Raw genomic sequence first — 25,174 nt, forward strand, 5'->3', positions numbered from 1 at the left:
ATCGTGATACAAAGAAACGGCAATATTCCGGGGAGTGTTTTTCAATTCGGGAAAACAAATGATCAAAACGGGAAAACTATAAACGAAAAGCTCCCGACTATGGCCGGGAGCTTCAATATATTACAGATAAAACCTTATCGCAGCAGGAGTTCGCAGGGTTTCAGACCCGTATGCTTCTTAAAAGCTGTAGAGAAATGGGAAATACAGGAATACCCCATCAGTATCGCTACTTCAGACACAGACATTCCCTTTTCATACAAGAGGCTCTTCGCCTTCTCCATTCTCTCTTTCTGGAAATAATCGTAAATGGTGGTACCATACATGGCCTTGAAGCCTTTCTTCAGGTAACATTCATTCATGGCTACGCGGCGGGCCAGGTCACGGATGGTAATAGGCGCATCCAGCTGTTCCAGTAATATCCCTTTGGCGTTTTCTATCTTCTGACGGTCTTCCAGGTGGGTCAGGAACCGGCAACCAAAGCGTTCGTCGGTATCGTTCTGCACAAACTGGTCAGAACTGAATAACAACAATTCCAGGGCTTTGCTCTGTAAAAAGATGTTCTTCAGCGTTCCTTCATAATTATGATGGACCATTTGCTCCAGTACCTGTTTGGATTTGGTGCTGGGCTGGATGGTTTTAACGAATGGTTTGCGGGATTGCATATCAAACAGCGTAGAACTGCTGGTGGTTGCACCCTTTTGTAATGACTGGATGAAAGCGGGCTGGAAACGCACCGTAATCACGTCAATAGAAGGCTGTTTCTGGTTACAGCTTTCTTTACTGCCACCTGCACATGCCTGGTCTGTACAACCCGGGTTCTGACAATACTTATTACCCGCCACACAATAACGCAACTCCACAGCCGCCGATTGCCCTCTTTTAGCCGGTTGATACACTACCATTGCTACATCATCTACCGGTAATGGCCGGTCGTAGGTGAAGCGCTGTAAACCGAAATCGAGGCAGTCAGGGACTGCAACGGCTTCATTACCAACAAGCTGCAACTGATCGTTCATTGCAGGCTGCCGTATAGCCAGTGATAATATTTCCTGTATGTCTTTCAAGCCCGTTCTTTTGTTGTTAAAACCGTCACAAAAATAGGCATTCGAAATTTAATGGGGAACGTTTTGACAGTCAGGTTACAATTAGGGGAGGATTTTCCCGGTTGGAACAGAGGGGATTAAAAAGATCAATCCTTCCTGATATTAGCTATCTCAGGGGCCTCAAACGATACTATTTCCTATTATAACAATTCTCCCTATATTTTAATATGTTGGTAATCAGCAGTAAAAAAGCATCGAAATATTAATAGGTAGTGTTAACCTACTGAGATTCTGTGCATTAGGGTATATAACCCGTATATAAGCTGTATATAACCCCTATATAACAGGTATATAAGCCGTACCTATATAGATACGGCTTATATACGGGTTATATACTAGTCTATTCTCAGTTATAAAGAGTTTACAGGAGAGTTTAGGCTCTTGCTGCGTACCTCTTGGTATGAATTTCGTCTACTATTCACGATGCAATCCTTCATAAAAAAACACTGGAAAAAAGCCCTGCTCACTATAGGTATTATTCTGTTACTGATCCTCGGCACCGCCTGGTACCTTAGCCAGCAATGGAACAAACAAGTCCGTCTTCAGTTACGCTCATATGTGCAGGAAATGTCCGACAGCCTGTATACCCTGCAGTATGCCGACCTGAACCTTAATTTACTAACCGGTAGTCTCACCTTATACAATGTAAGCCTGGTAAAAGACTCCGCTATCTATGCGAAACTACAGGAGCAACACAAAGCCCCTAAATTCTTATATACCTTCAGCGCAGACCGGGTAAACCTGCGCTATTTCAAAGTGCTTCGCTATTTCCGTCATAAAGAACTGAGTGCCGGTGCCCTGGAATTACATAATCCCAGCATCGTACTGGAATTGAACAGTCAGAATATAGATACCACCATACATAAGGACGCTTATCAGAATATCAATAAAAAGATCCATTCCCTGTATTTAGGCTCTCTGTTGCTGGATAATATCAACCTGAAATATACTTATGTAAAAAAAGATAGTAGTCTGATAATAACCCAGTTAAGCCAGCTTAGAGTACATGTAAAAGACTTCCTGATCGATTCCGTAGCCCTGAAGGACCCTACCCGGTTTCTCTACGCCCGCAACTACGAAATAGACCTGAAAGACTATAAATACCGTACGCCTGACAGCCTTTACTGGCTACACGTAAGGGACGTTAACTACAGCGCAGCAGAACAAACCCTTACTATAGGGCAATTCAGTGTAGATCCCCGCTATAACAAACAACAGTTTGATATCAGGGCAAAAACCCAACGCGACCGCTACGATGTGCAGCTGAACCACATCACCTTATATAAGCTGCAACCCAGATTATTACTGGAACAACAGGTACTCTGGGCCAATAAACTGGCTATCACCACGGCAGATGTGAATATTTACCACAACCGTATGCTGCCGATGCCCCCCGGCAACAAACTGGGGTCATTTCCCAACCAGCTGCTGCTAAAACTGGCCTTACCTATATATATAGATACACTTATAGGACAAAAGGCAGAAGTCACCTACACAGAAATAAATCCCAAAACGCAGGAAGCGGGTAAAATCACCTTTAGCCACCTGCACGGCACTTTCCGTAATATCACTAACATAGATACCATGATCGCTAAGAAAAGCCATTTCACAGCAGATATGGACGCCGTGTTAATGAACAGTGGTAAACTAAAGGCCCGTTTCGACTTCTCCCTTAAAGACAACTCCGGTACCTTCGCCGTTTCCGGGCAGGTCAAAAGCATGGATGGTAAGGAACTGAACCCTATTTTAAAGCCCCTGGGCCAGGTAGAAATAAAGTCCTGCCGGATAGATGATGTTACCTTTAATATGAACGGGAACGAAAAAGAGGCTGCCGGAGAGGTAACATTCTTATACAGCGATCTGAAAATCAATATATTGAAGAAAGAGGAAGGCACCCATGAATACAAAAAGAAAGGACTGATCAGCTTTTTCGCCAATGCATTAGTCATTAAAGACAGTAATCCTGCAAAAGGGGAAACCCGGGTAGCACATCCCCGATTTACCCGCGATCCGCAGAAATCCTTTTTTAACCTTGTGTGGAAGACGCTTTTCACGGGATTAAAAGAGGTGGCACTGGGGAAAAATGCCCCCATCTGATTTGTGGATATGAGGATGCAAAAATATGCACATTAAACATGGAAATAAGCCTCGTTTTTCGTATATTTGCCCAATTCACGAGAATTCAACTCTAAACACATTTTACACCCAAATATGAGCGAAGAATTAGTGCAAGCAACTTCCCCTGCCAGCAATGGTTATGATGCGGATAGTATACAGGTATTAGAAGGTCTTGAGGCGGTACGTAAACGCCCGGCCATGTATATTGGAGACATCGGTATAAAAGGGCTGCATCACCTGGTGTATGAAGTGGTGGATAACTCCATCGACGAAGCGTTGGCAGGTTATTGCAAAAATATTGATGTTACAATCTGTGAAGACAACTCTATCCGTGTTGTAGATGACGGTCGTGGTATCCCAACCGGTATGAACACCAAAGAAGGCCGTTCAGCACTGGAAGTGGTAATGACCGTATTACACGCAGGTGGTAAATTCGACAAGAACACATATAAGGTATCCGGTGGTTTACACGGAGTAGGTGTCAGTTGCGTAAACGCACTGAGTAGCCTGCTGCTGGCAACCGTACGCCGTGATGGTAAACTGTTTGAACAGGAATACCAGCGTGGCGCACCTCAGTACCCTGTACGTGAGATTGGTGTTTCAGAAGAAACAGGAACCACCATACACTTCAAACCCGATCACGAAATATTTAAAGATACTACCTACAATCGCGAGATACTGGCAGGTCGTTTACGTGAATTGTCTTACCTGAACCGTAAGATCAAAATCACATTAACGGACGAACGTGAGAGAAACGAAGACGGTAATTTCTTTAGTGAAACTTTCTACAGCGAAGGTGGTATCACTGAGTTTGTACAGATGCTGGATCGTAACGGTCGCCGTAATCCATTACTGTCTGAACCTATTTCAGTAGATATCCATGAGCCAAATAGTAATGTAGCTGTGGAAGTAGCCATTATCTATAATGATTCATTTGCTGAGAATATCTTCTCTTACGTAAATAATATCAATACCATAGAAGGAGGTACACACGTAGCAGGTTTCCGCCGTGCTATCACCCGTGTATTTAAAAGTTATGGTGATAAGAACAAACTGTTCGAAAAAACAAAGATCGAAGTAACCGGTGATGACTTCCGTGAAGGGCTGAGCGCTGTAATCAGCGTAAAGGTTCCTGAACCTCAGTTTGAAGGACAGACTAAAACCAAACTCGGTAACTCCGATGTAATGGGTATAGTTGACAGTTCTGTAGCTGCAGTACTGGAAGCTTATCTGGAAGAACATCCCCGTGATGCTAAAACGATCATCAATAAGGTAGTACTGGCTGCACAGGCCCGTGAGGCTGCCCGTAAGGCACGTCAGATGGTACAGCGTAAAAGCGTACTGAGTGGCAGTGGCTTACCAGGTAAACTGGCAGACTGCTCCGAAAGTGATCCTAAGATCTGCGAACTGTACCTGGTCGAAGGGGATTCGGCAGGTGGTACGGCTAAACAAGGCCGTAACCGTAGCTTCCAGGCAATTCTGCCGTTAAGGGGTAAAATCCTGAACGTGGAAAAAGCCATGGAATACAAGATCTACGAAAACGAGGAAATCAAGAACATCTTCACCGCACTGGGGGTAACCATCGGTACAGAAGAAGATGATAAAGCACTGAACCTTTCCAAACTGCGCTACCATAAGCTCATCATCATGACGGATGCCGACGTGGATGGTAGTCACATCGCAACACTGATCCTTACTTTCATTTTCCGCTATATGAAGGCCATGGTTGAACAGGGTTATGTATACATCGCCCAGCCACCTTTATACCTCGTGAAGAAAAGCAAAGAACAGATGTATGCCTGGACAGAAGAAGACCGTAAAGCAGCGATCTTCAAAATTGCAGGTGGTAAAGAAGACAGCGTAACCATACAGCGTTATAAAGGTTTGGGAGAGATGAACGCAGAACAACTGTGGGAAACTACCATGAACCCCGAAAACCGTACCCTTAAACAGGTAACTATCGAAAGCGCTGCAGAAGCAGACCGCGTATTCAGCATGCTGATGGGCGATGAAGTACCTCCACGCAGAGAATTCATCGAGTCTCATGCAAAATATGCTAAGATCGACGTATAAACATAATTTTAAATAATAGTGAGACGGATTACGATGTAATCCGTCTTTTTTTTATCTATTCATTTCCAATTACTTCGATAATACCCCACTACAAACTGTTAAAAAACTTATAAATATTTTATTTAATTCGTTCTTTTCTCACTATTTTGCACTCCTATTTATCACTATACCTAGAGAAATTACCTATCCTATGAAACTCAAATCCCTCCTGGGAATTTTGTGCCTATTTGCGATTACGTTTACAGTAATCTCTTGTGAAAAAGATAAAGCAGTGCTGGCCTCAGGTTCCTGTTCGTTCTCTATTGACAGCACTGCCTATTCTGCCAATACCGCTTCCGGATTCCTGGAAGACACCGTAGGTATTGGCAAAAAAGCCTTAACCATACAAGGTATGGTAGGTACCCTCAACAGCTTCCTCGCTGTTACCATCATCTTCCCAGACACACTTACTACCGGAGAATTTACTGAAGCAAATCATGCTTTCATACTGTTCTCCAAGAACCTGAGTGATGAAAGTGCGTCCTGGACAAGTACAAGCGCTACAATTAAAATTACAAGCATAAATAGTAAGTATGCCGAAGGCACATTTGCCGGCATTTTAAAGAATGGTGATAATGAAACACCACTAACGGACGGAAAATTTAAAGTAAACATTAGTAACACTAATTGATCATCGTTTTTTTTTGAAATCTTTTTCCATCATGTCCCGCCTGTCAAGGTGGGACTTTTTTGTTTTACCTCATTTTCACCCCATTTTAACCTCTCTCTTCTCCGATCGGTTAATATCTGCCCATAGATAGTTAAGAACAATAAAAAGAACTAGTTCATTCTGAGCTTACTTTGAAGTGAGTGACAATGAACTTAAGGAACCAACATTGGATGCCGTTCAGGTGAATGGCTTAAAGGGACGATTTTTCACATAAGAAACCAATATCTAATCTCGTTGTATGAAAAGAAACTCATATTACCTGCTGGCACTGCTTGCGGGGCTGCTATGCAGTTCCCTCACCTTTGCACAGACCAGAGTTATCGAAGGAACTGTGACCGATGAAAGTAAACATCCGGTTAGTTATGCGACTATCTCTATTAAAGGCACCACCAAAGGTACCATCACCGAAAAAGATGGTACATTTAAATTAAATGCGGCTTCCGGTGCCATCATCACCATACGCGCTGTGGGTTTCACTACAAAAGAAATCACGCTGGGTGGTGAAGATCATCTCTCCATTACACTGGCAGAAAATCCCAGCGATCTGAATGAAGTTGTGGTAACAGCATTGGGTGTGAAAAAAGAAAAACGCAACCTCACATTCAGCTCCCAGGAAGTAAAAAGTGAAGAGATCCTCCGGGCTAAAGAACCGAATGTATTAAACTCTCTCACCGGTAAAGTATCCGGTGTACAGATCACCAGCTCATCAGGAATGCCCGGTAGTTCTGCACGTATCGTTATCCGTGGTGTTACTTCCATCGCCGGCGAAAACCAGGCGTTAATTGTAATGGACGGCGTGCCCATCAACAACGATGAAACTGATGCTGCCTTTGACGGTGGCCCCGGTACAAACCGCCTCGCAGATATCGATCCGGGTATCATCGAAAGTATCAACGTATTAAAAGGTGCCGCAGCTACCGCATTGTACGGTTCTGCGGGTGCAAGAGGTGTTGTGCTTATTACTACCAAGAAAGGCAACATCAACCGGAAACCAACCGTTTCCCTTTCATCAGGTGTATCATTTGAAAATACCATTTTCCCCGACAGACAATACAAATATGCACAGGGTAATAAAGGTGTATATATAGATGGAGAAACTGCCAAAGCCAGTACTTCCTGGGGGCCTGCAATAGATACCCTCACTGCAAACGGTAAAAAAGTACCCGGACATAATCCTCTGAAAGATTTCTTCAGAACTGGTGTTACTACCAACAACACCATCAGTGTGGATGGAGGTAATGCAACGTCCAACTACTTTATGTCTTATTCCTACTTTAATCAGCAGGGTACTATCCCTAATACTGATTATACCAGACATAGCATCTTTGCAAAATATAATACACAAATCTCCAGTAAACTCAGCTCCACTTTCCAGTTTACTTACAGCAATGTATTGAACCACAAAATGCCGGAAGGATATGGACTGGAAAATCCTTTATGGACAGTATTCATGGGACCTGTATCCTATGACTTCCATCCTTATCAGAATGCGGATGGTACACAGCGCTTATACCGCTACAGCCGTAACAATCCTTACTGGGTACTGGATAATGTACTGAATACTTCTACTGTCAACAGGTTCTTACCGTTGCTGACTTTTGTATATGCTCCAAACGACTGGTTGTCTGTTACTGAAAGAATAGGTGCGGATATTTATACAGACCATCTGAATTATCATGTAAATACAAACGATATTACTTATACTACCGGTCTGGTATACACGAATAATCAGAACTTCCGTCAGTATAATCACGACTTTATCGTTCAATTAAAGAAACAGATCGGTAAGTTCAATTCCAGTCTGATGCTGGGTAATAACATATACGCCAATTATTCAGATTATATGACTGCCAAAGGTCTTGGACTGGCAAAACCAGGCTATTACAACATGGCCAGTGCATCTACTGTGACCTACACAGAGTCCATGACAAGAAACAGGAAAGTAGGCTTTTATGCCCAGGCAGAAGTTGATTATAACAGGATGATCGTCCTCTCCCTCAGTGGAAGATATGATGGCAGCTCCGTGTTAGCAACTAATCATACTTACTACCCTTATGGTTCTGCTGCAGCCGGTTTCATCTTCTCTGAATTATTTACAGATAAATTAAAGGAGACTGTCAACTTCGCTAAGGTGAGAGCTTCTTATGCTGTTGTAGGTAATGATAACGTAGTAGCTTATTCCACTCAGACTCCATACTTACAGGCTGTTATTGCCGGTGATGCCAGCAGTAACCTTAACTTCCCTTATAATGGACAGAATGGCTTCCTCATTAACAGCGCCCTGGGTAATGCTAATCTGAAAAATGAATTACAGAAAGAGTTTGAAATAGGATTGGAGACAAAAATGTTCAACAACAGGATAGGATTGGAAGCATCCTATTTCGACAGAAAAATGAGTGATGGTCTTGTATCCGGTATTTCACTGGCTAACTCTACCGGTTACTCCTCTACAACAATCAACTCTGCCAAGATGGAGACCAAAGGTGTTGAGGTATTATTAAACCTTACTCCTGTTAAAACAAAAAGTTTCAGCTGGGATGTTACCATTAACTACACCAAGCTGAATTCAAAAGTACTGCAAATTGGTGGTGGCCTGGATCAGACATCCATTGGTACTATCTATGCAGTAAAAGGCCAGCCATGGGGTTCTTTGTTCGGAACTAAATATGCACGCACAACAGATGGCCAGTTAAAAATCAACGATGCAGGCTTACCTTATGCATCAGATGAATATGGCATCGTAGGTAATATCACTCCTCGCTGGACAGGCGGTATCACCAACTACATCCGTTACAAACAATTTGGTTTCAGCTTCTTCATCGACACCAAACAAGGTGGAGATATCTTAAACTCTGATGATGGTTATGGCTTGTATTATGGTACATCCAAACCTACTGAAAACAGGGCAGACAGGGTAGTAAAAGGTATCAGCGATGCAACCGGTACTGCCAATACAGTTTCAGTAACCGGTCAGCAGTACTTCCAGCAGATAAGCGGTATAACCGAAGCCGTAATACAGGACGACTCTTACATCAAACTGCGTAACGTATCACTGTCTTACAACCTCGATAAAAAACTATTAGGCAAAATGCCATTCAAAGATGCGTCTATCGTGCTGACAGGGCGTAACCTGTGGATTCATAAAGCAGCTGATTTCACCGGTGGTGATCCGGAAGTGAACTCATGGGGCAACCATAACAGTGGACTGGGGATCTATACATTCTCAGCGCCTACTTCCCGCTCATTTGACTGCACACTCAGGATCACTTTTTAAACGCAAACTATTTACAACATGAAAAGATCATTCATCATCATAATCACCCTTGCAACTACTGTATTTACAGGGTGTAAAAAATACCTGGATGTAAATGACAATCCAAATGTGCCATCCACTGTATCAGAAAGCCTGATGCTGGCACCCCTGGAAGCAGCTACATCCCAATATATCACAGCCGGTAATGGTGCTTCACTTGTTAATCAGTGGATGCAGAATTGTGTACCTAATCAGCCACTGCCGAATACTGTCAATTACATGGTCACCAGTTCTACCTTTGATGATTTCTGGGGCTCTTACTATGTAGCAATAATGAATAACCTGCATCTCTTAAATGTACAGGCTACGGCAAATGGCAATGGTATGTATGCAGGTATCTCTAAAATATTAACTGCTTATGCACTGGGTAATGCTACAGACCTCTGGGGAGATATTCCTTATTCCCAGGCATTTACCGGTGTTGGTAATACCACTCCTTCATATGATGCCCAGGAAGATATTTACAAGTCAATTCAGGCCTTATTAGACAGCGCCATTGTTGAAGTAAATGCAGGTACCGGTACTACTCCTTCTACAGATGATTATTTCTATAGCGGAGATATGACCAAATGGGCCAAGATGGCATATACGCTCAAAGCCCGTTATTATATGCACCTTACAAAAGCGCCCGGTTATACCGCCTCTGCACAGGCAACACTGGCACTGGCTGCATTAAGTAACGGTATGACCAGCAATGACGATGACTGTTTTTTCCCTTACACAGGAACATCCACCTCATCTAATCCATGGTATCTGCATTTTTTCAATACCACTACTTTAACATTATCATCAAAATATGTAGACTCTCTGAAAGCACACAGTGATCCACGTTTGCCTTACCTGGTAAGCAAAGCAGAAGGGACCGGTTTATATACCGGTAATGTGATCGGTGCAGGTGCAGGGACCTTATCAGATTTTTCTGTGGCAGGAAGTTTCTATGGAGGCATCGCTTCTAATGTATACGTACTGAATGCTGCTGAAGCAATGTTCCTGAAAGCAGAAGCTACTTATATCATTTCCGGTTATGCTGCTGCGCAACCTATATACAGGGCTGCTGTTGCAGGCAACCTGTTAAAGCTGGGTATTGATACTACCAGTGCAGCTGCACAGACTTACTTATCATTACGTGGTACGTTAACTTCAGCGAATGCTCTGCAGATGATCATAGAAGAAAAGAATACAGCAAACTTCTTTTCACAGGAGGCTTATGTAGACTGGCGCCGTACCGGTTATCCTGATCTAAAAGTGATTACCAATAACAACGTAAGTGTTATTCCCCGCAGGTTTCTCTATCCGCTGAATGAGATCAGTGCAAATCCTCAGGCTATACAAAAGGCTACACTGGCTGATAAAGTATGGTGGGATAATTGATAAGATAGTTGTGTGTTTGTTTTATAAAAAAGGCCCTTGTTCGTATTACGGACAGGGGCCTTTTGATTTATTCTTATTTAATGAAAAATACCGCTCTTACTTCTGCTCTTACCTTGATCGTTTTAAAATCGATATCGGGCATAGCTGATTCTGTATCCATCGCTTTATCACTTCTCATGTATGCATTTGCCATTAAAGGACGTACATCAGAATAATTATCTGTATTGATCTCCTGCACTTCCAGTACACCATCTATCTTATCTCCGATACCTTCCAGCATATAACCGGCTTTTGCTTTAGCAGCCTGCAATGCTTTTACCTTTACTTCTTTACGGTATTCCTCCATCTTACTGCTGGTATAACTGCTGATGTTTACACTTTCAATACCTTCCTCATCTACCGCTCCAAGTATCGCATTCACTTTATCCAGCTTGCTGAGTTTTAAACGGAACTGTTTACGCGCCATAAAATCAGTGACCTTTTTCTTCTTTACCCACCACTGTTCGTAGTTGTTTCCAAATACATTCGATACGGTAAGATCCGCAGGTGCAATACCAGCATCCAGCACCGCCTTTTGCAATTGTTTTTCCAGTACCCCAATCTCTACCTTTGTTGTTTTATTCTTGTATTCTCTCAACGCTATATCTAAATAGATCTCGTCCGGAGTAATCTCAATTTCTGCAGAACCCGTTACCTCAATTTTCTTTACAGGAGGTTTGTTGTCTGTTTGCTGTGCCTGACTAAGAGTTGATAAAAATAATCCTGCCAGTATAAACATTACCTTTTTCATATGATTTGTTTTTTATTTTCTACTATGATGCTACCAAAGAATAAGATTCCATAAATCCCGTAAAAATATTTTTACGGCTAATCAATGCCCAATACTTGACGATTATAGATATATAAGGTCGTCAACTAAAACGTTCGTCATCCCTATATGTTACAACGGGGTTTTTATATATATTACCTTTCATAAGCCACTTATGGGGAAAACAATATGGTTAATTGCAGGGCTTTTGTGCATGCAGATTATCCTTTACGCCCAGTTACAAACTCCTTATATTCTGAATGGCGCTGCTACCCAGCGTACCTGTAACTGTTATGTACTCACCGAAGATGTAACCTTCACCAGTGGCACAGTATGGAATAAGAATAAGATTGATCTGAGCGCTTCCTTTGATTATTATTTCGATGTAAACCTGGGTTGTAAAGATGAAACCGGGGCCGATGGCATAGGATTTATTTTGCAGACACAAGGTACCAACCTGGGAGCTATTGGGCAGGGTATAGGTTTTAAAGGAATCAGTCCTTCCCTGGGAGTTATCATAGATACCTGGCAGAATGATGATGAAAACGACCCTTCTTTTGATCACCTGGCTATACAAATGAATGGCGTAACAGATCACCTCTCGGCAAATAACCTTGCGGGGCCTGTTACGGCCCTTATCAGCAGCGATAATATAGAAGACTGCAACTGGCATATTTTCCGCATTAAATGGGATGCTACGGCTAAACAAATGGACGTTAGTATGGATGGTGCAACCAGGTTATCTCTTCAAAAAGATCTGGTAAAAGATATTTTTAACAACAGCCCTTTAGTATACTGGGGGTTTGGCTCCGGTACCGGCGGTAGTTCCAACAAACAACAGTTCTGCGCAGCCTTACGCCCTCAGCTGGAATTTGATAACAGTCAGATTTTCTGTGACGGTACGCCTGTTACCTTTGGAGACAACTCCAAGTCTTTCGGTACCATTACCCGCTGGTTATGGGATTTCGGAGATGGTACTACATACACCGTCTCTCAGCCACCACCACATCAATATGCCAAACCCGGAAAATACCTGGTAACAATGGTGATAGAAGATAACAGCGGTTGTGTGTCTGATACCATGAAACAACCCGTAACAATAGGCACCTACCCTGTGGCAGACTTCTCTATGCCGGTATTATGCACCGGGAAACAACTACAGTTTAAAGATGAAACGACGCTTAGCGTAGGTTCATTAGCGTATTGGAACTGGGACTTTGGGAACGGACAAACATCTGATACTAAAGACCCTGTAGTAACCTATACCGCTACCGGCTCTTATGATATACACTTACAGGTAACATCCAAAGAAGGATGTACTGATGAGATACAGAAAACGTTACAGGCATATGCTACACCGGCGGTGAGCGCGACCGGAGAAAATGCCTGTCTGGGTTTCCCTGTTCAGTTCACCGGTACAGATTTTACACCAGCTATTGCTTTGCAGGAATGGCACTGGGACCTTGGGAACGGCGCTATAGTTAGTTCACAACTGCTGAACTATACATACCCCAAAGGTGGAGATTACCAGGCATCTCTCTATACAGTCAGTACGGATAACTGTGTATCCAATACCGTTGTTGTTCCCGTTTCAATTTTAGACCTGCATGTAAATGCAGGACGTGATACACTCATTGCCAATGGACAACCTTTACAGTTAAACGCTGTTGCGAATGGCCAGAACCTGCAATACAGCTGGTCTCCTGCCAACGGATTGGATAATAGTTATTCTTCTGCTCCGCTGGCTTATCTGCAATCAGATCAGACTTATTATCTCACCGTAACATCTCCGGAAGGATGTATCGATAAAGATACCCTGAACGTAAAAGTATATAAGGGGCCGGAGTTTTATGTACCCACTGCTTTCTCTCCCAATAACGATGGACGCAATGATGTTTTCCACGCTATTTCTCCGGGAGTACCAGCCCTTGATTTCTTTTGTGTATGGTCCCGCTGGGGACAGGAAGTATTCCGTACACAATCCCTGACAACCGGTTGGGATGGCACATTTAAAGGCATTCCTTCAGAAGCAGGCACCTATGTATGGATGATTCAGGGGAAAGATTATTTAGGGAGAACATTCAGTAGAAAAGGAACAGTAACATTAGTACGATAAACAATAATAAAGCCCGGTACTATAAATACCGGGCTTTATCTTTTTATTACTTTCTTGAGTCTGTCATTCCTTTCAGGAAGTCATGCAGATCATTCATCGATTTTATATTATCTACCACCAGCATAAAATTCTTACCTACCTGTTTCAGCTTCGCATTATTCACACGTGTCTGAATATAAGTAAGCATATGATTAAATGTAGCAGAGGTAAAGAAAGGAGAATCCGGGTTATTGATAAAATAACAACGCAGCTTTTCTTCCTTCAGCATCATCTTTATAAAGCCCAGCTGAATAGCCATCCAGCGGGATCGTATGGTAGTCAGCAGGTCTTTTACCTGATCAGGCACAGGACCGAATCTATCCTGTAAAGCTTTCTCGAAATCCTGCAGTTTAGCTTCCAGGGTAATGTTATCCAACTCCTGGTAAAGGTTCAGACGTTCCTGAATACTTTCCACATAACTATCCGGGATCAGGATTTCAAGATCTGTATCAATCGTACAATCACTTACATAATCCTTCTTCTCTTCCAGCTGATCTTTAAACAACTCCCGGAACTCATTCTGTTTTAATTCACGGATAGCTTCATCCAGAATTTTCTGGTACATATCAAAGCCTATCTCTGCCATAAAACCACTCTGTTCCCCACCCAGTAAATTACCCGCACCACGTATGTCCAGGTCGCGCATCGCTATCTGGAAACCACTACCCAGCTCACTATGCTGTTCCAGTGTCTGCAAACGCTTACGGCTATCTGCCGGCAATGTATTTACAGGAGGAGCCAGCAGGTAACAGAATGCTTTTTTATTACTGCGTCCTACACGTCCGCGCAACTGGTGCAGATCACTTAACCCGAAGTGATGTGCATTATTGATAATGATGGTATTTGCATTCGGAATATCCACACCGCTTTCTACGATATTGGTACATACAAGTACATCGTATTTACGGTCTATAAAGTCCATGATCACTTCTTCCAGCTGATGCCCTTCCATTTGTCCGTGTGCAGTAGCAATAGAAAGGTCCGGGCATAATCCCTTTATCAGGCTGCTCATTTCTCCCAGTCCTTTCACACGGTTATATACAAAGTATACCTGTCCGCCACGCTCTGTTTCATAGTAGATCGCATCACGTATCAGGTCATGATCAAACACATGTACTTCTGTTTCTATCGACTGACGGTTAGGCGGTGGTGTATTGATAACAGACAGGTCACGTGCACCCATCAGAGAGAACTGTAGTGTTCTTGGAATAGGCGTAGCCGTTAGTGTAAGTGTATCCACATTCAGTTTTATCTGCTTCAGTTTTTCCTTTGCAGATACCCCGAATTTCTGTTCCTCATCCACGATCAGTGCACCCAGGTCTTTGAACTTAACATCCTTCCCTAATAAAGCATGTGTACCGATAATGATATCTATCTTTCCTTCTGCTAAGCGCTGTAAAGTATCCTTTTTCTCTTTGGATGATTTAAAGCGGTTGAGATAATCTACGGTGCAGGGGAAGTCTTTTAATCTTTCGGAGAAAGTTTTGAAGTGCTGGAAAGCCAGGATAGTAGTAGGTACCAATACGGCAGCCTGTTTACCATCTACCAGTGATTTAAACGCCGCACGTACTGCGATCTCTGTTTTACCAAAGCCCACATCACCACATACCAGCCTGTCCATAGGAGAGGGAGATTCCATATCTCTCTTCACATCAGCTGTAGCCTTACTCTGGTCTGGTGTATCTTCATACAGGAAAGATGCTTCCAGTTCTGTTTGCAGATAGGTATCAGGAGAATGGGCAAACCCTTCTTCTGCCTTACGCGCAGCATATAGTTTGATAAGATCTTTCGCAATATCTTTTACCTGTGTTTTCGCTTTTTCTTTCAGCTTATCCCAGGCATCACTACCCAGTTTATTCACACGGGGTTCCACACCTTCTTTACCGGTATATTTACTGATCTTATGCAGGGAGTTGATATTTACATACAACAGGTCACTGTTCTTGTAAATGATACGGATAGCCTCCTGCATTTTACCACCTACTTCAATCTTCTGCAAACCACTGTACACTCCTATACCATGATCGATATGTGTCACAAAATCTCCTGCCTGTAGTTCACGCAGTGTTTTGAGTGTAATCGCTTTGTTCTTGTTATATGCCTGCTTTACCTTGTATTTGTGGTAACGCTGGAAGATCTGGTGATCTGTATAACAAACTATTTTCAGTGTATGATCTATGAACCCATGACTAACGGGAACGGCAATAGGATAAAAAGAAAAATCTGCTTTCAGGTCTTCGAAAATACTGCGCAGTCTTTCCAGCTGTTTGGCATTCTCGGCAAAGATGAAGAGTGAATACTTTTTCTTATCGTGCCCATCAAGGTCTTTGATCAGCATTTCAAACTGCCGGTTAAATACCGGTTGTTCCTGTGTTTCAAAGTTGATCGGTGTAAAGGAACGGTTCGTCTCTTCCCACCAGGATCGCTTCCCGAACACCACACAATTCCGCTGTAAGATCTGTTGCATCAGCGGATGTGCCTTTACGAAATCGGTCTCCGACAGGTCCATCTTCTCATCATCATCCACCTTCACCTTTTGTCCTGTTTGTAAAAAGGCATCCAGTCGTTCTTCCAGTTGCAGGATTACATCCTGCACATAAGCAGGGTCTTTCATCCATACCACTGTATTAGACGGCAGGAACTCCAGCAGGGACGTTTTCTGATGATCCAGTCCATGGGTATCCATATTGGCGATCAGCGTCACCTGAGTCAGCTTACGCTCACTCAGCTGTGATTCCGGATCAAACAACCGGATAGAGTCAATATCTTCTCCGAACAGTTCAATACGGTAAGGCTTTTCGTTGCCAAAAGAATAGATATCGAGGATACCGCCACGAAGAGCATATTGTCCTGGTTCATAGACGAAGTCAGTAAAATGGAATCCCCAGCCTACCAGTTTTTCCAGTAAGGGGTCCACTTTCAGTACATCCCCTACTTTCAGCTGTACCATGTTGGCGCTGAAAGCAACAGAGGCAGATACCTTTTCCCATAGCGCTTCCGGATAAGTAACCAGGACTTTCTTGTTGATGCTGGGACCGGAGAACTTCATCAGCGCTTCCGTTCTCAGCATGCTATGGCTTCCGTTCAGTTCGTTAAACTGACCGGTTTTCTTAAAGGAGTCCGGAAAGTAGAAGATATCCAGGGCCTGACTCAGTTGTTCCAGGTCGTTATGGAAGTAAGCGGCTTCTTCTTTGTCGTTTAAAATGAACAGGTGATTGGTGGAAGCAGCAAGCTCCCAGGCCCCTACTGCTGCAAAAGTAGTGGCGCTGCCGGTCAATCCTGTAAGTTGAAAGTAGTTCGGACCAGACAAATTGATCCCTTTAACCAGCTGTTGCAGCCGGGTATCACGCTGGTACAGTTGTAAAACAGCCTGTATATTCATGAGGGGGGCAAAGATACGAAGAAATCGAAAACGGACTATTTTCGTTAAATTTAAAAGAGAAATTCCACGCAAATGCTAGAACAATGGTATAATGGTTACGTAACCCGTATTGTACAGGAGACGCCTAATACAAGACGGTTCTGGATACAGATCAGGGAAAAAGACTGTTTTGACTTCAAACCTGGTCAGTTTGTTACCCTGGATCTCCCCATTCACGAAAAGAAGAATAAACGCTGGCGAAGCTACTCTATCGCCTCTCCACCGAACGGGACCAATGAAATTGAACTGGTCATCGTATTGCTGCAGGGCGGAGCGGGTACTACCTACCTCTTCAATGAAGTGAAAGAAGGCAGCGAGCTGGTACTGAAAGGGCCATTGGGCTGCTTCACCTTACCCGAACAGCTGGATAGGGAGCTTTTCCTTATCTGCACCGGCACAGGGATTGCCCCCTTCCGGGCTATGGCACACCATATCCATACACATGGCATTCCCCATCAGCCCGTACACCTTATTTATGGCTGCCGGCAGCAATGCGACCTGCTCTATGCGGATGAAATGTGGCAACTGCAGAATCAGCTGCCAGGCTTTCAATACCTGCCAACGCTCTCTCAGGAGGACGATTCCTGGACACGCCATAAAGGATATGTACACCTGATCTATGAGGAATTACTGGCCCTGAACAAAAGGCCGGCTTATTTCTTTCTCTGTGGATGGAAGGAAATGATTGATGAGGCGAAACAGCGGATTATGGCAATGGGGTACGACAGACACGATATTCACCTGGAGTTATATGGATAATTTGTGATGGTGCTTCGCACCATCACAAATTATGAGAGGGTTTTGCAGGGCATCGCCCTGCACCCAAAATTTAACTGATAGCGTTTAATACTATCTCTTTTACTTTATTCAAAGGAATTCTTTCCTGTTCCATGCTATCTCTGTAACGGATAGTCACCATGTTATCTTCTTTAGTCTGATGATCGATTGTTACACAGAAAGGTGTACCAATAGCATCCTGACGGCGGTAACGTTTACCGATCGCATCTTTCTCTTCATAGAAGCAATAGAAAGCAGATTTACATTCTTCCATCAGTTCCTTGGCAATTTCCGGTAAACCATCTTTCTTGGTCAATGGGAAAATAGCCAGTTTGGTAGGAGCCAGTTTCGCAGGGAATCTCAGTACTACGCGACTATCTTCCTTACCGTCTTTAGTCAGGTCCTCTTCCGCATATGCCTCACAGATTGTCAGCAGGAACATACGATCCAGACCGATAGATGTTTCTATCACATAAGGAACATAGTTCTGATTGATCTCTGTATCAAAGTACTGTAACTTCTTCTTACTGTAAATCTGGTGTTGAGTAAGGTCAAAGTCTCCACGGGAATGGATACCTTCTACTTCCTTGAAACCGATCGGGAACTCATATTCAATATCTACTGCCGCCTTTGCATAATGCGCCAGCTTTACGTGATCTTTAAAATGATATCTTTCCGGAGAAGTGCCTAAGCTCTTATGCCATTTCATACGTTCTTCTTTCCAGTATGCATACCACTCACCCTCAGTGCCAGGGCGGATGAAGAACTGCATTTCCATCTGTTCGAATTCACGCATACGGAAAATGAACTGACGGGCTACGATTTCATTACGGAAAGCCTTACCGGTCTGCGCGATACCAAAAGGTATCTTCATACGGCCGGTTTTCTGCACATTCAGGAAGTTCACGAAAATACCCTGAGCCGTTTCCGGACGCAGGTATATTTCGCTGGCCTCATCCGTCACACTACCCAGCTGGGTAGAGAACATCAGGTTAAACTGACGGATTTCCGTCCAATTGGCCGTTTTACTTATTGAACACTTTATCTTATTATCGTCTATTAACTGTTTAAGACCTGCATAATCCGCATCTTTCTCCAGAAGTTCCATTTTAGCCAACAGTGCCTCACCTTCCTCTTTCGGTAAGTCAGCAGCAAACGCTTCTATCAGGTGATCCACCCGGTAACGTTTCTTACTGTCTTTATTATCTATCATGGGATCGCTGAAACTGTCCACATGGCCGGACGCTTTCCAGGTAGTAGGGTGCATGAAGATGGCAGCATCAATCCCCACAATGTTTTCGTGCATCTGGGTCATGCTCTTCCACCAGTAGTCGCGGATGTTCTTCTTCAACTGTGCTCCGTACTGGCCATAATCATATACCGCACTTAATCCATCGTAAATCTCGCTGGACGGGAAAACGAAACCGTATTCTTTACAATGCGCAATAATCGCCGGGAATTTATTCTGATCTGTTGCCATAATGGCGCAAATATAATAAGGCTTTCGGAATTAACGGGACTCAGGAGCAGGCTTTTCCTCTGAAATCCTTGCTTCAAGTGGGGCAGTTGACTCTACCGGAATCTCTTTCACCCATACTGCATAGGCATTAGGCTGGATTCTCGCCCCATGATATTCGGCATATACCTGGGTAAATTCTGCGCCAAAATACAGGATAATAGCGGAGTAATATACCCATAGTAAAATAATGACGATAGACCCTGCGGCCCCGTAAGCAGAGCCTATTTTGCTGGCACCCAGGTAAAACCCGATCGCAAATTTACCGATCATAAACAGCACTGCTGTGGTAACAGCGCCCACTATCACATGCTTCCACTGCACCTTGGCATCGGGTAATACTTTGAATATAATAGCAAATAAGAGGGTGATAATAATAAAGGTTATTCCGAGGTTAATAATGTAAATGATTACCACACTTACCTCTGTTACCTGGGGTAATAAAAGGATTAACTGCTTACCAAATAATTCTATCAGCCCGTTCAATGCCAGTGATACCAGCAATATAAATCCCAGGCTGATGACCATGGAAAAGGAGAGCAGACGGTTTATGAGGATCTTAAGCAACCCGTTTTTAGGCTTGGCTTTCAGCTGCCAGATGAAATTGATGGAATCCTGGATTTCCCCGAATACCCCGGTAGCACCAAAAATAAGGGTGATTACCCCTACAACAGTGGCCCAGGTAGAATCTCCGGAAAGCGTTGCATTTTTAATCATCTCCTGAATCTGTAAAGCAGCCTGATTACCTACCAGGTGATTGATCTGCCCATATACACTACCTTCTATTGCCTCTCTTCCCAGGAATACCTGGAAAAGTGTAATGATCACAATCAGCATGGGAGCGATGGAGAAGATCGTATAATAAGAAAGCGCCGCGCTCAGTTTCAGGACCTTATCATCGATAAAATCATTACCTGTCTGTTTCAGCACCAGCCAATAACCTTTTATAATTCCGGGACGTTCCATATCATTCATTTATCAAAAAATCGGCCTTTTATTGCAGCTTCTTGTTTTCCTTATGCCGGGTAGCATCCCGGATATTTTTCTTTTCGAAGTTCTTTTCCATCGCCTCTGTCATATCTATCCCCGTCTGATTGGCGATGCAGAGCAGCACCCACAGTACATCTGCCAGCTCATCTGCCAATTCTTTTTTCTGATCGGATTCCTTAGATGACTGATCTCCATATTTCCTGGCCATAATACGGGCCACTTCCCCCACCTCTTCAGTTAAAATGGCCATGTTGGTGAGTTCACTGAAATAGCGCACACCCACGGTTTTGATCCAGCCATCTATTTTCTCCTGAGTTTCCTGAATTGTCATTCTTTATTTTTTGTGTCAATGATAATTGTCACCGGCCCATCATTCAGCAGTGCTACTTTCATATCCGCACCGAAGATACCTGTGTAAATCTGTTTTCCCATATCCAAACCCAGTTGGATAATCATTTGTTCATATAAAGGGATAGCAATATCTGGTTTACCGGCACGGATATAAGAAGGACGGTTCCCTTTTTTAGTAGCTGCATACAGGGTAAACTGACTCACTAACAAGATATCTCCATCCACCTCTTTAACAGACTGGTTCATCACTCCCTCCGCATCATTAAAGATGCGCAGGTTAGTGATCTTATTACTTAGCCATATAATGTCCTCTGTTGTATCCGCATCTTCTACCCCCAGTAATACCAGTAACCCGGTGTTGATACTACCGGTAATCTGGTCTTCTACCGTGACAGATGCTTTGGTAACACGCTGTATAACTGCACGCATATAGGTAATGCTTTAGATACCCTGTACATTCTTCACCTCCATAATATCTTCCGGCTCCAGTTCAGGATAAAATAATTCTATCAGGAAATAATAATACAGATAAATAAGTGAAAGATAAATAATAAAGCGGTCATCAATAGAATATGCGATAGTGAGAATATTAAATCCGACTACGGCATACACAAATATTTTATTGTAAGGCAGCCTGATATAAGCCAGGATCTTTAACAGGTATATAACCGACAGAATGCCTATTCCTACCAATCTCAGGCCGGTAGGCACTACCAGCATATGGTAGATGTTATAAACAGTAACGATAATCCCGACAGCGATCATTACTTTTTTAGCCAGCCCTCTGTCTGCATTTGTATAATCAAGACCATTATCTACCACTGTACCTTCTCTTTCTTTTGAGAAAAAACTGATCACTACTGCTATAATATTTACACCCGGGATCAGGTGCAGCAATAATAACCAGGGACTATACTTACCTATGGTCAAAGCCCTGCTGCTAATAATATTACGCAGCAACAAAGTCCCGGTATACAAAAATAATACACCCGCCAGTATGAATATACCGGAGAGTAATATTGGCTCTCCGTTCATTTTTTCTTTTGCAAACATCACTTCTATCCTTGTATTCAGGTCCCCTACACAACTCATCCACACAAAGAAAATGGCTATCCATATAAAAAGATATTCCCATTTGTTCAATACCTGTATTTTGGAATATAGTTTTTCAAAGATATTTCCCGAAGCAAAACCATTTTCAATAAGGAAAACAAGTACATAGTAAAAGATGATTTTACACCAGTTTTGCAACAGGATGTCCATGAAGAAATGGTAAGGACCACTGCTGAAAGGGTTACCTGTTTTAGGTAAAAGATAAAAAATCAAAGCTGCGAGTAGTCCTGCGGTGTACTTTTTCTCTGTTCCCTTCAGGTAAAACCGGGTGATAATCACCATCAGATTGGCTATAAAACTATTCAGATGAGTTAATAACAGCCAGTTGTTTATGTTCAGGTGTGCTTCATTATTATGTATTAAATAATCCTCCATGAAAAATTTCTCCATTAAATAGACCTGCATTAAATATTGCAGTCCGAAAAACGCAATAATAACACAGCTGATGATCCCTGCATTCATCCATTTTTTCTCTATAATGAATTCCCATAAAAAAAATGCAGCTAAAGTAACCAGGATATTTACCGGGGCAGGTAATGGATAATAATCCGTCAATCCCCATATAAGAAGGGCAGGTATAAAACTGGTTTTTAGGACGCGCAGCTGTAAGGAAGTAAGGAAAGTCATGATATAGGTTTTAATAGAAGTGTCCCGAATAAATTACCTTTATTAAATTACGATAATCAATCATAAGAAAAAGCTAATATAATGAGTATAGATCTTGCCCCGGAAATTAATTTCCGGACTGCCCGCAGCGGTGGTAGTGGAGGGCAAAATGTGAATAAGGTAGAAACGATGGTAGAAGGATACTTTCATGTAGAGGAATCTGGTTTGCTCACGCCTGAGCAAAAAATACTGATACAGGAAAAACTGTCAAACCGCATAAATTCGGAAGGTTTTTTGCAGGTACGTTCTCAGGAAGAGCGCACCCAGCTGGGCAATAAACAGCTGGTAGTTAAAAAAATGAACGAACTTGTGCAGAAGGCTTTGATAAAGCCAAGGAAGCGCATTGCTACCAAACCCTCGAAGGCTGTAAAGGAGAAACGGCTGCAATTCAAAAAGCAGCTGTCTGAGAAAAAACAAGGCCGCAGGAAAGGATTGGAATAATTAATTTTGGTTAAAAATCAGGGCTTTGAGTATTAAATCATTAGCAGGACAGACGATATACTACGGTTTTAGTAACATAGCAAGTAAACTGCTTAACTACTTTTTAACCCCTCTTTACCTGGAACTGATGACGCAGGCTGCCTACGGAGAAATGTCTACCGTATATGCCTACGTGCCCTTTATGAATATTATACTCACTTATGGCATGGAAACCGCCTTTTTCCGCTTTGCGAAAAAGGAGAACAGCCGTTCCGTATTAAGTGTCTCTACCCTTTCATTATTATTTACCACTATAGGTATCACCATATTATTATTGTTACTGCGTGGTCCTGTGATCAATTCTTATGTAGGAGAGCTGGGCGGCCTGAAAGGACATCCCGGGTTTTATACAGCCGTCGTTATGATCATGGCATTTGATGCATTAACCGCCATTCCCTTTGCCCAGCTACGACTGGAGAACAGGCCGGTACGTTATGCGTTTATCCGCATCTCGGGTATCCTCACCACTATTGGCTTCAATGTTTTCTTTCTGGTGTTGGTCCCTAAATTACGAGCAGCCGGCTGGCATTGGCTGCCACTCGTCGATAAAGATGACCAGGTAGGCTTCATCTATCTCAGCAACATGCTGGGTAGCGCCGTTACCCTGTTGTTATTCCTGCCGCAGTTACTGCGTATTAAATGGGAGTTTGATACAAAGCTGTGGAGACAAATGCTGAACTATGCCGTTCCCCTGATCATAGTGGGTATGGCCGGTATGGTGAACGAAACCTTCGACCGGGCCTGGTTCCTGCCACAGTACCTGCCTGGCAATGACATGGAGATCAAGAAACAGCTGATCGGTATTTATGCCGCCAACTATAAGCTGGCCATCCTGATTACCATGTTCATACAGGCATTTAAGTTAGGAGCAGAGCCCTTTTTCTTTAAACAGGCAGAGGGACTGAATCCTCAGAAGCTGTATGCCCGTATCATGAAACTCTTTGTGGTGCTGCTCTGTTTTATGTTCCTGTTCGTAAGTCTGTACCTGAATATATGGAAGATCTTCCTGCGTAAACCAGTGTATTATCCGGGTATGAAGATCGTACCGGTATTACTGCTGGCCAATATGTTCTTAGGTATTTATTATAATCTCACTATCTGGTTCAAACTCACAGACCGTACCCGCACAGGCGCCATCATTACCATCATTACGGCAGTAATGGCCTTTTTGCTTAACTGGTGGTGGATTCCAAGAATGGGCTACTTTGGAGCAGCCCTTGCCACTATGGTATGTTACTTTATCCAGATGGCAGTATGTTACTTCCTGGGACAGAAGTACTATCCGGTACCTTACCACCTGCCCAGGATCATCACTTACATTATCACCGCGGTGCTTACCTATTACTGCTTCGATTTCCTGAACCGGAAACTGATTTCCCCGGATGATATCTATGCGCTTAAACCATTGTCACTGATAGTGGCTACCCTGTTTTTTGGCGCTTATATCTGGTTCCTGCTGAAAATGGAGAAGAAAGAGTTTTCCCGCCTGCCGTTCATCGGTAAGTTCGTCAGCAGGATCTAATGCAGAAAAGGATTGGTCTTTTTCTCAAATCCTATGGTCGTAGACCTTCCGTGTCCGGGATATACGGTTACATCATCGGGCAATACGAACAATTTTTCCTGTATGCTGTTAATTAATGTCTGATGGTCTCCACCGGGCAGGTCTGTGCGGCCAATGCTCTGGTAGAATAACACATCACCACCAATTACAAACTGCTGTGCAGCACAGTAAAAACAAACACTACCGGGTGAATGCCCTGGCGTTAATAATATCACCAGTTCATCATCCCCAAGTTGTATCTTTTCACCCTCTTCCAGGTAACGGGCTGGTTCCACGGAAGGTTCAAAAGGAACATTATACATTTTACCAATCTCGGGGGAACGATCTAATACAATTTTATCTAACATATGTATCTCCAGGCCCACTCCATATGTTTTAGCAACCAGGCGGTTACCGAAAATATGATCAAGATGGCAGTGAGTATTCAGGAGGCGGGTAACATTTAACCCCTCTTTTTCGATATACGCAAGTAATTCTTTTCGTTCTTCTTCAAAATAACAGCCCGGATCTATAATTATACAATCCTTTTTTTCGTTTATGAGTAAATAGGTATTTTCCTGAAACGGATTAAAGGTGAAACATTGTATTTCAAGCATTGTTACCGATTTTTGCTAATTTTAATTAAGAACGCAATATTATCAATACTTTC

General features: G+C 43.0%; 17 protein-coding genes and 1 pseudogene. 9 read left to right on the forward strand and 9 right to left on the reverse strand.

The genetic code is table 11. From position 1 onward, the window contains the following. Positions 1 to 134: 134 nt before the first annotated feature. Positions 135 to 1,064, reverse strand: coding sequence for a helix-turn-helix domain-containing protein (locus BMW86_RS09080; protein WP_089781063.1), 930 nt, complete (start codon positions 1,062 to 1,064; stop codon positions 135 to 137). Between the two features lie 462 nt (positions 1,065 to 1,526). On the opposite strand from BMW86_RS09080, the gene BMW86_RS09085 reads away from it, so the two are divergent. The 5 genes from BMW86_RS09085 to BMW86_RS09105 all read left to right on the forward strand — a co-directional run bounded on the left by BMW86_RS09085 (position 1,527) and on the right by BMW86_RS09105 (position 10,687). Then, entirely contained in the window at positions 1,527 to 3,200 is a 1,674-nt protein-coding gene (locus BMW86_RS09085) for a hypothetical protein (RefSeq protein WP_089781064.1), read from the forward strand. Between the two features lie 114 nt (positions 3,201 to 3,314). Next, positions 3,315 to 5,294: a DNA topoisomerase (ATP-hydrolyzing) subunit B gene (gyrB, locus tag BMW86_RS09090; RefSeq protein ID WP_089781066.1), complete on the forward strand. Its 1,980-nt coding sequence runs from the start codon at positions 3,315 to 3,317 to the stop codon at positions 5,292 to 5,294. Between the two features lie 190 nt (positions 5,295 to 5,484). Then, positions 5,485 to 5,964 carry a hypothetical protein gene (locus tag BMW86_RS09095; protein ID WP_089781068.1) on the forward strand — a complete coding sequence of 160 codons (480 nt, stop codon included), beginning with the start codon at positions 5,485 to 5,487 and terminating at the stop codon, positions 5,962 to 5,964. 277 nt (positions 5,965 to 6,241) lie between these two features. Beyond that, the gene (locus BMW86_RS09100) at positions 6,242 to 9,277 is read left to right on the forward strand and encodes a SusC/RagA family TonB-linked outer membrane protein (RefSeq protein WP_089781070.1); all 3,036 of its coding nucleotides are present in this window, start codon (positions 6,242 to 6,244) and stop codon (positions 9,275 to 9,277) included. An 18-nt stretch (positions 9,278 to 9,295) separates the two neighbouring features. Further along, positions 9,296 to 10,687: a SusD/RagB family nutrient-binding outer membrane lipoprotein gene (locus BMW86_RS09105; protein ID WP_089781072.1), complete on the forward strand. Its 1,392-nt coding sequence runs from the start codon at positions 9,296 to 9,298 to the stop codon at positions 10,685 to 10,687. Positions 10,688 to 10,760: 73 nt separating this feature from the next. On the opposite strand, the gene BMW86_RS09110 is transcribed toward BMW86_RS09105, so the two are convergent. Next, entirely contained in the window at positions 10,761 to 11,477 is a 717-nt protein-coding gene (locus BMW86_RS09110; RefSeq protein ID WP_089781074.1) for an SIMPL domain-containing protein, read from the reverse strand. Between the two features lie 193 nt (positions 11,478 to 11,670). Here BMW86_RS09110 and BMW86_RS09115 point away from each other — a divergent pair, with 193 nt between their 5' ends. Next, complete coding sequence (locus BMW86_RS09115; RefSeq protein ID WP_089781076.1) at positions 11,671 to 13,611, forward strand: lectin-like domain-containing protein; 1,941 nt, start codon at positions 11,671 to 11,673, stop codon at positions 13,609 to 13,611. A 46-nt stretch (positions 13,612 to 13,657) separates the two neighbouring features. Here the strand turns inward: BMW86_RS09115 and mfd are convergent, their stop codons facing one another. Then, positions 13,658 to 17,032: a transcription-repair coupling factor gene (mfd, locus tag BMW86_RS09120; RefSeq protein ID WP_089781078.1), complete on the reverse strand. Its 3,375-nt coding sequence runs from the start codon at positions 17,030 to 17,032 to the stop codon at positions 13,658 to 13,660. 72 nt (positions 17,033 to 17,104) lie between these two features. Between mfd and BMW86_RS09125 the strand changes: the two genes are divergently transcribed. Continuing rightward, positions 17,105 to 17,830 carry a ferredoxin--NADP reductase gene (locus tag BMW86_RS09125; protein WP_089781081.1) on the forward strand — a complete coding sequence of 242 codons (726 nt, stop codon included), beginning with the start codon at positions 17,105 to 17,107 and terminating at the stop codon, positions 17,828 to 17,830. A 70-nt stretch (positions 17,831 to 17,900) separates the two neighbouring features. Here BMW86_RS09125 and BMW86_RS09130 read toward each other — a convergent pair whose 3' ends face one another. The 5 genes from BMW86_RS09130 to BMW86_RS09150 are packed head-to-tail and all read right to left on the reverse strand — an operon-like array spanning position 17,901 to position 22,445. After that, positions 17,901 to 19,328: a glycine--tRNA ligase gene (locus BMW86_RS09130; RefSeq protein ID WP_089781083.1), complete on the reverse strand. Its 1,428-nt coding sequence runs from the start codon at positions 19,326 to 19,328 to the stop codon at positions 17,901 to 17,903. A gap of 30 nt (positions 19,329 to 19,358) precedes the next feature. Continuing rightward, positions 19,359 to 20,330, reverse strand: a complete 972-nt coding sequence (locus BMW86_RS09135; RefSeq protein WP_089783613.1) for a YihY/virulence factor BrkB family protein — start codon at positions 20,328 to 20,330, stop codon at positions 19,359 to 19,361. A 28-nt stretch (positions 20,331 to 20,358) separates the two neighbouring features. Next, positions 20,359 to 20,685, reverse strand: coding sequence for a nucleotide pyrophosphohydrolase (locus tag BMW86_RS09140; protein WP_089781085.1), 327 nt, complete (start codon positions 20,683 to 20,685; stop codon positions 20,359 to 20,361). Next, positions 20,682 to 21,134, reverse strand: a complete 453-nt coding sequence (gene dtd / locus BMW86_RS09145) for a D-aminoacyl-tRNA deacylase (protein ID WP_089781087.1) — start codon at positions 21,132 to 21,134, stop codon at positions 20,682 to 20,684. The genes BMW86_RS09140 and dtd overlap by 4 nt, the downstream gene beginning before the upstream one ends. Positions 21,135 to 21,146: 12 nt before the next feature. Further along, complete coding sequence (locus BMW86_RS09150; protein WP_089781089.1) at positions 21,147 to 22,445, reverse strand: hypothetical protein; 1,299 nt, start codon at positions 22,443 to 22,445, stop codon at positions 21,147 to 21,149. An 81-nt stretch (positions 22,446 to 22,526) separates the two neighbouring features. Here BMW86_RS09150 and arfB point away from each other — a divergent pair. Then, positions 22,527 to 22,925 (forward strand): annotated as a pseudogene (gene arfB, locus BMW86_RS09155) (alternative ribosome rescue aminoacyl-tRNA hydrolase ArfB); the annotation flags it as partial. A 25-nt stretch (positions 22,926 to 22,950) separates the two neighbouring features. Further along, positions 22,951 to 24,486 carry an oligosaccharide flippase family protein gene (locus tag BMW86_RS09160; protein ID WP_089781093.1) on the forward strand — a complete coding sequence of 512 codons (1,536 nt, stop codon included), beginning with the start codon at positions 22,951 to 22,953 and terminating at the stop codon, positions 24,484 to 24,486. Here BMW86_RS09160 and BMW86_RS09165 read toward each other — a convergent pair. Next, entirely contained in the window at positions 24,483 to 25,121 is a 639-nt protein-coding gene (locus BMW86_RS09165) for an MBL fold metallo-hydrolase (protein WP_089781095.1), read from the reverse strand. The genes BMW86_RS09160 and BMW86_RS09165 overlap by 4 nt on opposite strands. Positions 25,122 to 25,174: the final 53 nt, after the last annotated feature.

Origin of the sequence: Chitinophaga sp. YR573 (assembly GCF_900110995.1) — a bacterium.
Classification (GTDB): Bacteria; Bacteroidota; Bacteroidia; order Chitinophagales; family Chitinophagaceae; genus Chitinophaga.